The following is a 14,747-nucleotide window of genomic DNA, read 5'->3' as shown; positions in this document are numbered from 1 at the left end:
GAAGTCCCCGGCTACGGTCGCCAATTCTTGTCCGAAGGGTCAGCTGGCGGGTGTCAACACGAACACCGGTATCTGGCGGTCCGTCTTGGTCTGGTAATCGGCGTACTCGGGATAGGCCTGCACCGCGCGCTCCCACCAGACGGCCTTCTCATCGCCAAACACCTCGCGAGCGTCGTAGTCGCGGGTGACAGAACCGTCCTGCAACTCGACCTTGGGATTCTTCTTGACGTTGTAGTACCAGACCGGGTTCTTCGGGGCGCCGCCAAGCGAGGCGACGACCGCGTACTCGCCGTCGTGTTCGACGCGCATCAGCGGCGTCTTGCGCAGCTTGCCGGATTTGGCCCCGACGCTGGTCAACACGATGATCGGCATGCCCTTCATGTCCCCGGCTTCGGATCCGCCGGATTCCATGTATTTCTCGGCCTGTTCCCTGGACCAATCCCATGGGCTGGGCGCGTACTCACCTTCTAATGGCATGCCAACCACTGTAGGGCGTGCACCGCGCTACGCCCCGAGGGTGCGGCGGCGGTCGATTTCGGCGATCACGTTGACCCGTCGGGTCGCGGTGGCGATCTCGTCGGCGAACTCCTGCCGCCGCTTGGCCAGGTCGGCTTGATCGGGACCGTCGACCAGGTCGCGGTGCCGCGCCAGCCGCAACGCGGTCTTGAACAACTCCATCGACCGGGATTCGGCGTTGGCAATGCGGCGCTGCAGCTCCCACTGCTTGCCCACCTCGAGGCATTCGGCCAGGAACCTGTCCTCCTCCAGCGGCTCGTCCTCGAGGGCGGCCAGCCGGTCGGCGACGATGTGGTACGCGTCCAGGAACGGCCGCAACACGAGATGCGCCAGCAGCAGATCGGCCGACTCGAGGAGGCGACCCACTTCGGCCGCGCTCACCTCCTTGGTGGTGTCTTCCACCGGCCCGATCAAACGCACCTCGTCGGCGAGTTCGCGCTCGAACTGCGCACGCCCGGAAAACAGGAATTCGAACTTCAGCAACTCCCGCAGCCGCAGCGCCTCGTCACGCACCGCGGAGGGGGCCACCACGCCATCGGCTGAATCTTCCGAGGCCGCCAACAGCGCCAGCTCGGCAATGGCGCGATCGACCAAGATGTGGATCGCGGTGTTGCGGTAGAACGCCGCGACCAGATGCTGGTCGGCGCCGATTCCCCACACCGCCTCGGTGCCGGCGTCGTACACGCTGACCACACCGGAAGCCACCATCTGGTGCAGCGTCCACCGGATCAGCGACTTGTTCGTCAGGTCCGCCGCCCCCGCCACCGCCCAGTCGCGGGCGGCGATATAGCTGGCCAGCGGCCGTACCGTGGCCAGCACCTCGCTGATGGACAGCGAACGGTCGGCACCCAGCAGCGCCAGGCTCACCACCGCGGTGGGCGTCACCGGGGTGGCGCGGTTGATCCGGTGTTCGACATCGAGCGCGATGCGTTCCACGACGGTCTCGGTCCCCGAGGGATCTGCCCGCAGTTCCTCGAGGCGCTTGCGCAGCGGCAGCGGCTCGCCGAAGTCGAGATACGCGCGGCCCAGCCGCTCGCCCTGTTGGCGGGACAGCCGGACCAGGAACCGAAGGTCTTCCGGCCGCTTCGTTGCTCCGTACGCTTCGGTGGTCATCGCCTCCACCTCGTGCAGTTGGTCGTACACGATGGAGGTTGGCACCAAATAGACTTCAGGACCGTCGATTTCGTCGACGGCATCGGTGAGGTAACGCAGGATGCCGAACACCGGGGGACGCAGTTTGCCGGTGCGGGTTCGGCCACCCTCGATCGACCAGGTGAGGTTGGTGTGGTCCTGCACCAGTTGCGCGGTGTACGCGCGCAACACGAACCGGTAGATCGGGATGTCTTTGGTTTGGCGGCGAATGAAGATCGTTCCGGTGCGCTTGGCGAAGCCGCCCATTGGGAAGAAGTTCAGATTGGCACCGCCGAAGGTGAACGCCGCCGACAGCCGATTGGCCGAGATCTCTTCGGGCAGCAGCATGCCGTCCAGATACGAGCGGTGCGAGAACGCGAACGCCAGCGTGGCCTTGCGGTCCAGTTTGCGCAGGCCGGCGATCTGGTCTTCGTCGACCAGCACGTCGTAGGCCCGCATCAGCCACCGGCTGAACCGGCGCCAGGCGTGCACCGCGCGATCGTCCAGCGAGGCCGCCACTTCGCGCAGGTAGCCGGCCGCCTCCACCCGCACACTTTCGGGATCGCGGCCCAGTTCGTCGGCGAGGGCATCGAGGCGCTGCTCGAACCACTGCGCCGTCAGTAGGCGGGTGACCGCGTCCGGGTCGGTAGCCAGCGGTGCTGTCGACTCATCGACGATCCCGGTGCGCTGCAACAACTTTCGCACCCCGGCTCGACTGGCTTCGCCTGGATTCACCGGCTGTTCCCCCTTAGGCTGATTGCGCCGCCGGCGTAATCGCGGCAGCGGGCTCGTGGATGTGCGGACCCGGTTCAGTCTCGTAGAGTTCGTCGATCTCGGCGGCATATTTGGCGTGGATCGGTTTGCGCTTGAGCTTCATCGTCAGCGTGATCTCGTCGCCGCCGGGCTCCCACATCGTGGGCAGGATTCGGAACCGCTTGATCTGCTCCACTCGCGCCAGTCGCGCGTTGCCCTCTGCCACTCCAGCGGCAATGGTCGCAATCACCTCGGGGTGCGCGGCCAGGGCCTGCGGCGTGGGGTCTACGCCATGGCGGGCCGCGTACGGAGCGACCGAGTCGACGTCGAAGACCAACAGGGCTGTGTTGTACGGGCGTCCGTCGCCGATGGTGATCATCACCCCGACCATCGGGCACGCCGCCACAATGGTGTTCTCGATATTGGCCGGGGACATGTTCTTTCCGGCCGCATTGATGATCAGCTCCTTCTTGCGGTCCACCACCCGCAAGTAGCCGTCGGCGTCGACCTCGAAGATGTCGCCGGTGTGCAGCCAGCCTTCCTCGTCGATCGCTTCAGCGGTCTTGGCCGGGTCGCGACGGTAGCCCTTCATCACCAGTGGACCACGGACCAGAAACTCGCCGTCGTCGGCGACCTTGCCTTCCAGCCCGGGCAGCAGTTTGCCGACGGTGCCCAGCCGCGTCTGGCTGGGGTGACAGGTGGCGGCTACGCAACTTAGCTCCGACATCCCCCACACCTCGGAGATGGGGATACCGATGCTGATGTAGAAGGCCAGTGTCTCCCGTGGTATCGGCGCCGCACCCGACACCGCCCAGCGCAGCTCGCCGAGGCCGACCTTCTCGCGCAGCTTGGATAGCACCAATTCGTCGGCCTTAGCCCATTCGGTGGCAAGGTCCTCTGGCATGTCCGCCTCGGCCAGCAGCACCTGCGCGCGACGAGCGGCCACCGCCATTGCCCACTGCAGCGCGGCCCGCTTCATCTCGTCGCTTTCGTTGGCGACCGCGAATTCGATTCCGGCCCTAAGCTTTTCCCAGACCCGCGGTACCGCGCCGAACACGGTCGGCCTGGTGTCGGCGAGCGCCGCAGCGATCGCACGGGCGTCGGACACCGAGGTCACCTGGGTGCCGAACATCTGCTGTGAGTACAGACCTGTCATCCGGTCGGCGATGTGCGCCGACGGCAGGAACGACATGATCCGGTCGCCCCGCTCTATCCCCAACACGTCGTCGAGCGCGTACCCCTCGAACAGCAGGTTGGTATGCGTCATCTCCACGCCCTTGGGATTTCCAGTGGTGCCGGAGGTGTAGATGAGGGTGACAATGTCGTCGGGTTGCACGGCGCGCCAAGTCGATTCGAAGTCAAAGCCGTTCGGTGCCGCGGCGTAGAGGTCCTCGACGCACAGAGTTCCGGCCGGCTTTCCGTCGATGCACACGATGTGCTCGATCGGCGCACCGCTGGCGCGAATCCGGTCGACGTACTGCCCCTCGCAGATCACCACCTTGGTGCCGGCGTTACCGAAGACGTAGGTCAGCTGCTCGGCAGGCAGGGTGTTGTAGATCGAAAACGAGGTAGCCCCAACATGTTGCGCGCCCACCTCGAGCGGGTAGAACTCGACTCGGTTGGCCATCATCAGCGAAACGGTGTCACCGCGCTTGACGCCCAAGCCGCGAAGGCCGCCGGTGACCTTGCGAACCTGTTCCGCGTACTCCCCCCAGGTTAGGGTCACCGTGTTGCCAGGGGTCCTGAGCGCTATCACGTCGGGGTCGATGGCCGCCGTGCGCTGGAATGCCTCACACATGGTGGCCGGACGCTCGGATGAGGTCATTCCGTGAGCCTACGTCTTTCGCGTCCTCCCGCCGAGGGTGAATCCTGCGACGCGCCACTCCGGTTGGCCGTCGCCTCAATTGCGCTCGGCGGCGCGGCCGCGGTATGAATTCCACACGTGCACGCGTCAATCGAAGGACACGTACACCGCATCCCCCACTCGATAACCTCCCGGGCACGGACCAACGAAGCCATCTGCGCGTCGATCTCGGCAAGCTTGGCCTGCCCCAAGGCGCGGCTGGCCGGCCGCCCAGCCTCATCGTCGGCGAACAGCAGCTGAATCTCCTCCAGGGTGAACCCGGCCGATTTGCAGAGCCGGATCACCTCGAGACGCGCCAAAACCGCGTCTTCGTAGCGGCGTTGACCGCCCCGGCGGGCGGGCGAAGCGATTAGGCCGATCTGTTCGTAGTAGCGCAGCGTGGTAGCGGCGATCCCCGCTCGCCGGGCCACCTCTCCGATGGTCAGCAGCAACACGACCTCCCGCAGCTTGACTTAGAGTCAACTCTAAGTCGTTGACTATCTGAATGCACACACTCGAGAAGTTGGGCACCGCCCGCTACGCGCAGCTGCGGTCCTTCCGCCGCGACGGCAGCCCCGTCGACACCCCCATCTGGTTCGCCTACGACGGCGACGCGCTGGTGTTTCGCACAAAAATCGGCCCCAAGACCAAGCGATTGACCGCGCGACCCGACGTCGAACTAGTCGCCTGCGATTACCGCGGGCGAGTGGAACCGAACGCGCCAAGACTGGCCGGCCGCGCCGTTGTCCTATCCGGCGCTGATGCCGAGCGCGGAAACAGGTTGTTGCACAAGAGGTATGGCTGGCAGTGGAACATCATACCGTTGCTTAAGATCCCGGGCATAACCAACGTGCACCGGGACCTGCCGCTCCGGGAGAAGCTGCGGCGCGCACGCACCGTCCGCGTCTGGCCCGACAGCGCGATCATGCGTGTTGATCTGGGCTAAGCGCCCAAGCACCCTGGACCGAGCAGTTCCTTGAGGTCCCCCATCAGCGCCGGTGATGGCGTCACCCGCAGCGACTGATCTAGCTCCAGCGTGGTAATCCGGTCGCCGCTGATCAACCGCAGATGCACCTGCGAGGTGCCTGGGTGACGGGCCAGCACCTGCTTGAGGGCACTGACCTTGTCGACGGTGCACTGCCGGGTGGGCAGGCTGACCGCTAGCGGCCGGTTCGGCTGCGCGTTGGAAAAATCGGGCACCACAAGCTCATTGGCGATCAGGCTGATGCGGTCGTCGCGGATCGCGACCTTGGCGTTGACCAGCACCACCGCGTCGTCGGCGATGTCCCCTCCGAATGTGGAGTAGGTGTGCGGGAAGAACATCACCTCGATGCCGCCGGTTAAGTCTTCCAATTGCGCTGATGCCCAAGGCATCCCGTTCTTGTTGACCCGGCGGTTCACCGAAGCCAGGATGCCGCCGACGCGCACCTGCGTGTCGTTGGACACGTCGCCATCCAGGATCGCTGGGATTGCGGTGTCGACCTGGGTGGCCAGCAGATGAGCCACCCCGTTGAGCGGATGACCCGACACGTACAGGCCCAGCATCTCTCGCTCCAGCGCGAGCTTGTGCTTGTCCTCCCACTCGTCCTCAGGCACTTTGATGGTGAAGACGGCGTCCCCGCCACCCTCCCCGTCGGAGCCGCCGAACAGGTCGAATTGCCCCATCGCCTCGGCCTTCTTGGTGCCCAGCACCGAGTCCACGGCGTCGGTGTGCACCAGGAACAGTCCTTTGCGGGGGTGGCCGAGCGAGTCGAACGCCCCGGCTTTGATCAGCGACTCGGTGACCTTCTTGTTGCAGGCCGAGATGTCGATTTTGTTGAGGTAGTCCGAGAAGTCGGTGTACTTGCCCTTGTCGTTGCGGGTGCCGATCAGCGAGGCAACGACGTTGGCGCCGACGTTGCGGACCGCACCGAGGCCGAAGCGGATGTCATTACCCACCGAGGCGAAGTTCTGCACCGATTCGTTGACGTCGGGCGGCAGCACTGTGATGCCGAGCCGGCGGCAGTCCGCTAGGTATACGGCGGCCTTGTCCTTGTCGTCGCCCACCGAGGTCAGCAGGCCCGCCATGTACTCGCCTGGATAGTTGGCCTTCAGGTAGGCCGTCCAATAGGACACCAGCCCGTAGCCCGCCGCGTGCGACTTGTTGAACGCGTACCCCGCGAACGGAAGGATGGTGTCCCACAGCGCCTTCACCGCTTTCTCGGAGAAACCGTTATTGGTCATGCCTTCGTAGAAACCCTTGTACTCCGCCTCGAGCACCTCGAGCTTTTTCTTGCCCATCGCTTTGCGCAGCGCGTCGGCCTTGCCCATGGTGTAGGAGGCGACCTTCTGGGCGATGAACATGATCTGCTCTTGGTAGACGATCAGACCGTAAGTCTCGGAGAGGATTTCGCGCAGCGGCTCCTCGAGTTCGGGATGGATGGGCTTGATCGACTGGCGCGCGTTCTTGCGGTCGGCGTAGTCGTTGTGCGCGTTCATGCCCATCGGACCCGGCCGGTACAGCGCCAGTACGGCGACGATGTCGTTGAACTCGGTGGGTTGCATGCGGCGCAGCAGGTCGCGCATCGGCCCGCCGTCGAGCTGGAACACACCGAGTGTGTCTCCGCGGCCCAACAATTCGTAGGTGGGCTTGTCATCCAGCGGCAGCGATTCCAGGTCGAGATCGATGCCCCGGTTTGCCCTGATGTTCTCGATCGCGTCACCGATGATCGTCAGGTTCCGCAGGCCAAGAAAGTCCATCTTCAACAGGCCGATGGCCTCGCAGGAGGGGTAATCCCAGCCGGTGATGATCGCGCCGTCCTGCGGCCGCTTCCACAGCGGGATCGCCTCGGTGAGCGGCTCGCTGCTCATGATCACCGCGCACGCGTGCACGCCGGCGTTACGGATCAGCCCCTCCAGACCGCGCGCAGTCTGGTAAATGGTGCGCACGTCGGGATCGGTCTCGATCAGGCCGCGGACCTCGGCGGCTTCCTTGTACCGCTCGTGGGCCGGGTCGGTGATGCCCGACAACGGGATGTCCTTGGCCATGATCGGCGGGGGCAGCGCCTTGGTGATCCGGTCGGCGATCGCGAACCCAGGCTGGCCGTAGTGGATCCGTGCGGAATCCTTGAGCGCGGCTTTGGTCTTGATGGTGCCGAAGGTGATGACCTGGGCTACCCGGTCAGAGCCCCACTTCTCCGCGGCGTAACGCACCATCTCGCCGCGTCGCCGGTCGTCGAAGTCGATGTCGATATCGGGGGCCGACGGCCGCTCCGGGTTGAGGAAGCGCTCGAACAGCAGACCGTGTGGGATGGGGTCGATGTTGGTGATGCCCATCGCGTAGGCGACCAGTGAGCCGGCCGCCGAACCTCGTCCCGGTCCGACCCGGATGTCGATGGACTTCGCATGGTTGATCAGGTCGGCGACGATCAGGAAGTACGCCGGAAAACCCTTGTCGCAGATGACTTTGATCTCATATTCGGCCCGGTCGAGGTACGCCTGGCCCACCCCGGACGGAAATCGCCGCTGCAGTCCTGCCATCACCTCGTGGTGCAACCATGACGCCTGGTCGTGGCCCTCGGGCACCGGGAAGATAGGCATCCGGTCGCGCGGCGTCCACACATCGGCGTAGGACTGCACCCGCTCGGCGATCAGCAGCGTCGAGTCGCACGCGCCGGGTACCTCGCCGTCCCAGAGCTCACGCATATCGGCAGCGGACTTGAGGTAGTAGCCGTCGCCGTCGAACTTGAACCGGTTGGGGTCCGAGAGCGTCTTGCCGGTCTGCACGCACAGCAGCGCCTCGTGGTTGTGCGAAGCATCGCGGGTGACGTAGTGGCAGTCGTTGGTGGCCAGCGGCGGTATGCCGAGCTTGTGCCCGATGTCGAGCAGGCCCTCGCGGACCCGCTGCTCGATGGACAGACCATGGTCCATCAGCTCCAGGAAGAAATTGTCTGGGCCGAAGATCTCGCGCCACTTGGCAGCCGCCTCCAGCGCCTCGCGCTCGTGGCCCAGCCGCAGCCTGGTCTGCACTTCGCCGGACGGGCAGCCCGTGGTGGCAATGATTCCCTCGGCGTGTTCGGCGATGAGTTCGGCATCCATCCGCGACCACTTGCCCAGCTGACCTTCGAAGGAAGCCAACGACGACAGCTTGAACAGGTTGCGCAGACCGGTGGCGTTCTCGGCCACCATCGTCATATGTGTGTAGGAGCCACTGCCGGACACGTCATCGGATTTCTGGCTCGGATCACCCCAGGTGATGCGGCGGGTGTCGAAGCGAGAGGCGGGAGCTATGTATGCCTCGACGCCGATGATCGGCTTGATCCCGACTTTGGTGGCCGAGTTGTAGAACTCGCTGGCGCCAAACATGTTTCCGTGATCGGTCATGCCGATTGCGGGCATTTCCAGGCGCTGCGCTTCGGCCAGCATGGGGCTGATCTTCGCGGCACCATCGAGCATCGAGTACTCGGTGTGGTTGTGCAGGTGCACGAAGGATGACTGGCTCATAGGGACGCAAGTCTAGGACGGTCCACCGACAGGCTCCGGGCGTGTCGCAAAGCGTGTCCCGACCAGTTGTTCACACCAGAAACAATGGCCACACACGGCTCGGCGGCCCGAACCCGCGAACCTACGCGTACTTCTCGACGAAGTTACGGAGCGACTTTTCCACGTCCCCTCTGACGGCGCGCGCAGCCGCGGAGCCGACCGGACCGAACAACGCTCGCCCACCCAGCTCAAGACGCAGCCCCATGGTCGAGCCGTCGTTGCTCGGAGTCACAGTGACGCGCACACCGTATTTTGCTCCGCCCTTGCCGTCCCCGGACATCGCGACTTCGTGCGGCGGGTCCCACTTCGTCACTGTCCAGGTCACCCGGTTGCGCAGACCCTTGGATTTCGCCACGCCGATGACCTGGGTGCCTTCGGTGATCTCCTCGGGCACGTCGCTGCGCCAGCCCTCGTGCATGATGAGCCACTCGTTCAGCTTGGACAGATCCGAAACGTGCAACCACATGTCTTGGGGGGTCATCGGGACGTCGGAACTGAGCTCAACGGAAGCCATCGCATCACCCTAACCGCGTCGAGGCGAACCCCGATACGCTCTGCGGCAAAGTGGAGGGATGGCTGTGGAACAGGATCGGGCGGGTACGCAATTCGGCCCTTACCGACTGATCCGGCTGTTGGGCAGCGGTGGCTACGGCGAGGTCTACGAGGCCGAGGACACCACCATGCACCGCGCGGTTGCATTAAAACTGTTGAGTAGCACCTACTCCCAGAACCCGGTATTCCGCGAACGGCTGTTCCGCGAGGCCCGCACCGCGGGCCGGCTGCGTGAGCCCCACGTGCTGCCGATCCACAGTTGCGGAGAGATCGCCGGCCAGGTCTACCTCGACATGCGACTGGTGCGCGGCGTGGACCTGGAGACGGTGCTGCGGCGGGAAGGCCCGATGCAGCCCACACGCGCCGTCGCCATTGTCGAACAGGTCGCCGGCGCGCTGGACGCCGCGCACGCCGAATCGGTGATTCACCGCGACGTCAAACCGGCCAATATCCTGCTCTCCGGCGACGACTTCGCCAGCCTGGTCGACTTCGGCCTGGCTAACGCCGCCGGCGACGCGCGACTGACCAGGCCCGGAAAAGCCGTCGGCACCTTCGACTACGTCGCGCCCGAACGGCTCAATGGCTCCCCCGTCGACCATCGCTGCGACGTCTATGCGCTGGCCTGCGTTTTGTACGAACTGCTGACGGGCACAACGCCCTACGGCGACTCCGACGATCTGCCCGCACTGATGAACGCCCAGTTGAGCGCCCCAATCCCCCGCCTGGGCCAGCGGCGCGCCGGCCTGCCGCTCGAACTCGACGAGGTGATCGCGCGCGGCATGGCGAAAAATCCCGAGGCGCGCTACCCGAGCGCCGGGGACCTGGCCGCAGATGCCCGGCGTGCGCTGGGCCCGGCCCCGGCCGGCCGCCAATGGGCTGCCGCGCCCGCCCCGGTCACCCAGCCGTGGAATAGCCCGGTTCCGCCTCGCCCGCTGCCAAGTCCCGCCCATCCCGTCGAGCGAAAGCGGCGCCGCCGCAACATGATCGCCGTTGCTGCGGTCGTGGTCGCCGCCGCTGTCGCGGTCGCGGTGATCGGGGTGATGCACCGGCATGCTCCCACCCGCCCGGTTGCCACCACACCCCATCCCTCGTCGACGGTTCCGGTCACCCTGAACTTCCCAGCGCTGGCGGCAGTCCGCGGGGTGGCGGTCGACGGCGGCGGCAACGTGTATGCCGCCGAGCTTGGCCACCACTCCCCCGAGGGCCGCATCCTCAAACTGCCGCCCGGCCAGCCCGCTCCCTCTGAGCTGACTTTCGGAGAGGTCTACGCCGAGGGCGTGTCCGTCGACGCGGCCGGCAACGTGTACATCGCAGACCTGCACGGCCACGCGGTGTGGAAACTGGAACCCGGCGCGCGCGGGCCGATCAAGCTGCCATTCGGGCACCTCGACACCCCAAGGGATGTGGCGATCGGCAACGACGGCAGCGTCTACGTCACCGACGCGGGTTCGCGGCAGGTGCTCAAGCTGCCGCCCGGGGCCACCAGCCCCACGGTGCTGATGCCGACCACACCGGTGAACACGCCACTAGGAATCGCGGTGGACAATGGTGGCAACGTCTACCTCGTCGACAGCGCTGACCGGCGCGTGCTGAAGCTGCCTTCAGGCTCGGACACCCCGGCGGAACTAGCCTTCCCCGGGCTGCAGGAACCGTACGGCGTCGCGGTGGACAGTAAGGGCAACGTGTACGTCACCGACACGATGGGCCGCAAAGTCCTCAAGTTGGCTGTCGGCACGACACAGGCCGCGCCGGTCCCGTTCGCCTCGCTGAACTATCCGTTCGGTGTCGCGGTCGACCGGGACGGCGACCTTTACGTCGCGGACTGTCATCGCAGCGACGACTGCGCGAACGGCAAAGTTCTGGAATTGGGAGCCGCGCCGTGACGGGGTCGAAAGGCAGCCACGGCGCTCCGAATTCGTCGTGGCCACGCGCAGGCTCTCGATTTGGGCCCTACGTGTTGCGCCGGTTGCTGGGCAGCGGCGGATTTGGTGAGGTGTACGCCGCTGAAGACACCGTCATGCACCGAGTGGTGGCCTTGAAGGTGCTAACCAGCAGCTACTCGCACAACCCCGCATTCCGCGAACGACTCTTCCGCGAGGCCCGCACCGCCGGACGACTGCACGACCCGCACGTGGTGCCCATCCACGGCTGCGGCGAAATCGACGGCCAGCTCTACATCGACATGCGGCTCATCGACGGCACCGACCTGCAAACCATCCTGGAACACCACGGCGCCCTACCCCCGCCACGAGCAGTCCACATCGTGCGCCAGATCGCCTCCGCCCTCGACGCCGCCCACGCCGAAACCGTAATCCACCGCGACGTCAAACCAGCCAACATCCTGCTCAGCGGTCACGACTTCGCCTGCCTAGTCGACTTCGGCCTAGCCAGCGCCGCCACCGACACCAAACTCACCAGCGAAGGCACCACCATCGGCTCCTTCGCCTACCTCGCCCCCGAACGCCTCGCCTCCGGCCACATCACACCAGGCGCCGACATCTACGCCTTGGCCTGCGTACTCTACGAATGCCTCACCGGATCAGCGCCCTACGCCGACCGAACCGAGATACCAGGCATCATCGCCGCGCACCTAAGCTCCCCACCACCACGGCCCAGCCAGCAACGACCCGACATCCCCGTCGGATTCGACGACGTCATCACCCGCGGCATGGCCAAAGATCCCACCCAGCGCTACCCCAGCGCCGGCGCACTGGCCGCCGCCGCCCAAAACGCCCTCGACACGCCGACGGCAAAACCTGCCGCGGTGACGCAACGCCACCGACCGTCGGCACAGACGACGCCGGCGGACCTCGGACGGCCGGCCAGCGGAAAACCGCACCGCCGCACCGCCCTGGTCCTTGCGGCCCTGGCGACCGTTGCCGCCGTCGTCGTCGCCGTGGTCGTAGTGGTGGCCACCCGATCACCCGAGCACTCCACCAGCCCAACCTCGCGGACCAGCACCGCGCCACCCCAGCAGAGCAATGCCGTGCCGCCGTTGAACGCCACCCGGCTACCGGTCGTCGGGACGGGCGAACTCGTCGGTGTGGCGATCGGTCCGGGCGGCGAGGTGTATTTCGTCAATTCGAATGACGCCAAGGTCTTTGAGTTAACGGCCAACGCCGCCGCGCCGGTCGAGGTACCTATCCGGAGCCTCACCAAGCCCAAGTACTTGAGTGTGGATTCGGCTGGTGCGGTGTACGTCTCGGACATGGTGAGCACGGGCACCGGCAGAATCGTCAAGCTCGATCGCGGTGCTACCGCTGCGGTCGAGCTGCCTTTAGGCCGCATCAATCCGACGGGCATCGCGGTGGACGCCGCCGGGAATGTCTACGTCGCCGCTGTCGACCAGATACTCGAGCTCGCCGTCGGAGCGACAACTCCCGCGGTGCTTCCGTTCGGCGTGGGACCGTTCGAGGGAGTCGCCGTCGACGGAACCGGAACCGTGTTCGCCGTGCAGCCAGGTCGGGTGCTCAAACTGGTTGCCGGCGCGACCAGCCCCGCGCAGCTGCCGTTCGGGCAGCTCGGCCTGGCGCAAGGCATCGCAGTGGACGACCAGGGCACCCTCTATGTCATTGACAACGCCGACAACATGGGCCGCCTCTACACGTTCGCGGCCGGCGCCTCGGCGCCCAAACTGATGGCCGCGCCGGAGATCCAGCCGTTCGGCGGCGTGGCAGTGGACAAGGCCCACTTCGTGTACCTGACCGAATACAACCGGGTGCTCAAGCTTGGAGCGGGACAATGACAACCGGCGGCCACACCAGCGATCTGAAAACCGTACTGGTCCAGGGTGGGCCACTGGAACCGCGGCGCGCGGTCGACCTCCTGCGCCGCATTGCCGCAGCAGTTGACGACGCCCACGCCAATCACCGCGTACACCGCGGCATCACGACGGCCACCATCTTGCTTGCCGGTGACGGCTCGGTCTATCTAGCCGACAGCAGCGGCGCCACGCCCTCCACCGACCACACTCGCGCACTGATGGTCAACACCGAGGCGGCCTACCGCGCCGACATCTACGCGCTGGCCGCCGTGTTGTACGAGTGTCTGACGGGCCAGCCGCCCAACCCCATACTCCCCGGCGGCGCGGTCCCGCGCGCAAGTGAGCGGCGCGCCGGGCTTACCACCGCCTTCGATGACGTACTGGCCCGCGGGCTGGCCGCCAATTCTGATGACCGCTACCGCAGCGCCGCCGAGCTGACCGACGCCGCCCACCGCGCGCTCGTCGCAACGCCGAGCAGCAAGTCCACCATTCAGGCTGCCGCGCCCGCCGTCCCTTCCGATGCGGCCACTCGAACGTTGCAACTTCCACCCGATTCGGCCACCGTCAATGCCCCACCGCGCACGCCTGCTCACCGGCCCGCCATGGCAATGCCGCATCCGCATCCGGTTCCGCTGCCTGCTCCGCCGCAGCCACGCCGGCACCGCCGGATCGCTCCCGTCATCGCCGCGATCGCCATCATCGGTGTGGTCGTGGCCGGCGCCATCGCCATCCCGCGCCTCGTCGGCCACACCCGACCCAGCGATCACCCGACCGTTACGAAGGGGCGCAGCTACACCGCAAAACCGATCGAACTTCCGTTTCCCGCCTTCAAGGACTCCAAAAGCGTGGCCGTCGACAAGGCCGGCAACGTCTACGTGCTGGCGGCGCCGCTACAGTCCGGGGACACCGGTGTGTTCGACATCGCGGCTACGAATCTGTACAAACTCGCCGCGGGCGCAACGGCTGCCACCGTTGTCGACTTCCCCGGCGCGGAATTTCGCGGGGCATCTGATATCACTGTCGATACCGCGGGCAATCTTTACTACAGCGACGGCGCAGATGTGTATGTGTTAGAGGCCGGCAAGTCCGGCCCCATGCGATTGCCATTCCGGGGATTCACCACCATCCGAGCGATCGCCACTGACTCGTCCAACAACACCTACGCGGTAGGGAGTACGTCGGGGGTTGGTCTTCGGCTCGAATACAAGGCCGCGAAGCTCAGGTTCGGGGATAGTCGGCCGGTCGATCTTCCATTCCGAGGTCTGCGCCTGCCGCGCGGGATCGCGGTCGACAAGACCGGCACAATCTACGTCTCCACCTCGTTTGAGAACTCCGGTAAAGGTCAGCTCGTCAAGCTCGCCGCGGGCGCGACGGCATCCGAACCGGTGGCGATCCCGGGTGTCATCGAACCGAACCGAATCGCAATCGACAGCGACGGGAACGTCTTCGTCGGCGACGGCTTCGGCAAGGGGTTCTTCATGCTGCCCGCCCGCGGCGGCATCCCGGTCAAAGTGCCCCTAGGCGCCAACACCAACGCCGTGGCCGTGGGTCCCGGGGACGCGGTGTACGTGCTCACCACAGCGCAATCCAACAGGTCCGGCCAATTCACACGGCCGGGACAGGCACTCAAGCTCGTACCCGACCACTGAGAGCCACGCTACGCTCGGC

At 65.9% G+C, this 14,747-nt stretch carries 10 protein-coding genes; 4 read left to right on the top strand and 6 right to left on the bottom strand.

Annotated elements, in window-relative coordinates; translation table 11 throughout:
- Positions 1 to 39: 39 nt before the first annotated feature.
- From H0P51_RS12780 to H0P51_RS12765, 4 genes are read right to left on the bottom strand one after another with little or no spacing between them, the layout of a single operon-like run.
- A complete protein-coding gene (locus H0P51_RS12780; protein WP_180918404.1) occupies positions 40 to 477 on the bottom strand; it encodes a nitroreductase family deazaflavin-dependent oxidoreductase in 438 nt (145 codons plus the stop codon).
- Between the two features lie 27 nt (positions 478 to 504).
- A complete protein-coding gene (locus tag H0P51_RS12775) occupies positions 505 to 2,382 on the bottom strand; it encodes a lysophospholipid acyltransferase (protein WP_246398602.1) in 1,878 nt (625 codons plus the stop codon).
- Between the two features lie 13 nt (positions 2,383 to 2,395).
- Positions 2,396 to 4,225 carry a fatty acid--CoA ligase FadD11 gene (fadD11, locus tag H0P51_RS12770; protein ID WP_180918402.1) on the bottom strand — a complete coding sequence of 610 codons (1,830 nt, stop codon included), beginning with the start codon at positions 4,223 to 4,225 and terminating at the stop codon, positions 2,396 to 2,398.
- The gene (locus tag H0P51_RS12765; RefSeq protein ID WP_180918931.1) at positions 4,222 to 4,692 is read right to left on the bottom strand and encodes a MerR family transcriptional regulator; all 471 of its coding nucleotides are present in this window, start codon (positions 4,690 to 4,692) and stop codon (positions 4,222 to 4,224) included. The genes fadD11 and H0P51_RS12765 overlap by 4 nt, the downstream gene beginning before the upstream one ends.
- Positions 4,693 to 4,748: 56 nt before the next feature.
- On the opposite strand from H0P51_RS12765, the gene H0P51_RS12760 reads away from it, so the two are divergent.
- Positions 4,749 to 5,189 carry a PPOX class F420-dependent oxidoreductase gene (locus tag H0P51_RS12760; protein WP_180918401.1) on the top strand — a complete coding sequence of 147 codons (441 nt, stop codon included), beginning with the start codon at positions 4,749 to 4,751 and terminating at the stop codon, positions 5,187 to 5,189.
- Here H0P51_RS12760 and dnaE read toward each other — a convergent pair.
- The gene (dnaE, locus tag H0P51_RS12755; protein WP_180918400.1) at positions 5,186 to 8,725 is read right to left on the bottom strand and encodes a DNA polymerase III subunit alpha; all 3,540 of its coding nucleotides are present in this window, start codon (positions 8,723 to 8,725) and stop codon (positions 5,186 to 5,188) included. The two genes, H0P51_RS12760 and dnaE, sit on opposite strands and share 4 nt — an antisense overlap.
- 121 nt (positions 8,726 to 8,846) lie before the next feature.
- A complete protein-coding gene (locus H0P51_RS12750) occupies positions 8,847 to 9,278 on the bottom strand; it encodes a type II toxin-antitoxin system Rv0910 family toxin (RefSeq protein WP_180918399.1) in 432 nt (143 codons plus the stop codon).
- Between the two features lie 58 nt (positions 9,279 to 9,336).
- Here H0P51_RS12750 and H0P51_RS12745 point away from each other — a divergent pair, with 58 nt between their 5' ends.
- The 3 genes from H0P51_RS12745 to H0P51_RS12735 are packed head-to-tail and all read left to right on the top strand — an operon-like array spanning position 9,337 to position 14,728.
- Complete coding sequence (locus H0P51_RS12745) at positions 9,337 to 11,199, top strand: serine/threonine-protein kinase (protein ID WP_180918398.1); 1,863 nt, start codon at positions 9,337 to 9,339, stop codon at positions 11,197 to 11,199.
- Complete coding sequence (locus H0P51_RS28950) at positions 11,196 to 13,061, top strand: serine/threonine-protein kinase (protein WP_180918397.1); 1,866 nt, start codon at positions 11,196 to 11,198, stop codon at positions 13,059 to 13,061. The genes H0P51_RS12745 and H0P51_RS28950 overlap by 4 nt, the downstream gene beginning before the upstream one ends.
- Positions 13,058 to 14,728: a hypothetical protein gene (locus H0P51_RS12735; RefSeq protein ID WP_180918396.1), complete on the top strand. Its 1,671-nt coding sequence runs from the start codon at positions 13,058 to 13,060 to the stop codon at positions 14,726 to 14,728. Before H0P51_RS28950 ends, H0P51_RS12735 begins: the two co-directional genes overlap by 4 nt.
- The last annotated feature ends 19 nt before the right edge of the window (positions 14,729 to 14,747 follow it).

Source organism: Mycobacterium vicinigordonae (assembly GCF_013466425.1).
In the GTDB taxonomy this organism is placed as follows: Bacteria; Actinomycetota; Actinomycetes; order Mycobacteriales; family Mycobacteriaceae; genus Mycobacterium; species Mycobacterium vicinigordonae.
This window is presented reverse-complemented; position numbering and strand designations above follow the sequence as displayed.

Bases quoted from the DNA above. Each gene is read 5' to 3' on its own strand.
- H0P51_RS12780 (WP_180918404.1), bottom strand. From the start codon at position 477: ATGCCATTAGAAGGTGAGTACGCGCCCAGCCCATGGGATTGGTCCAGG.
- fadD11 (WP_180918402.1), bottom strand. From the start codon at position 4,225: ATGACCTCATCCGAGCGTCCGGCCACCATGTGTGAGGCATTCCAGCGC.
- H0P51_RS12760 (WP_180918401.1), top strand. From the start codon at position 4,749: ATGCACACACTCGAGAAGTTGGGCACCGCCCGCTACGCGCAGCTGCGG.
- dnaE (WP_180918400.1), bottom strand. From the start codon at position 8,725: ATGAGCCAGTCATCCTTCGTGCACCTGCACAACCACACCGAGTACTCG.
- H0P51_RS12750 (WP_180918399.1), bottom strand. From the start codon at position 9,278: ATGGCTTCCGTTGAGCTCAGTTCCGACGTCCCGATGACCCCCCAAGAC.
- H0P51_RS12745 (WP_180918398.1), top strand. From the start codon at position 9,337: ATGGCTGTGGAACAGGATCGGGCGGGTACGCAATTCGGCCCTTACCGA.
- H0P51_RS12735 (WP_180918396.1), top strand. From the start codon at position 13,058: ATGACAACCGGCGGCCACACCAGCGATCTGAAAACCGTACTGGTCCAG.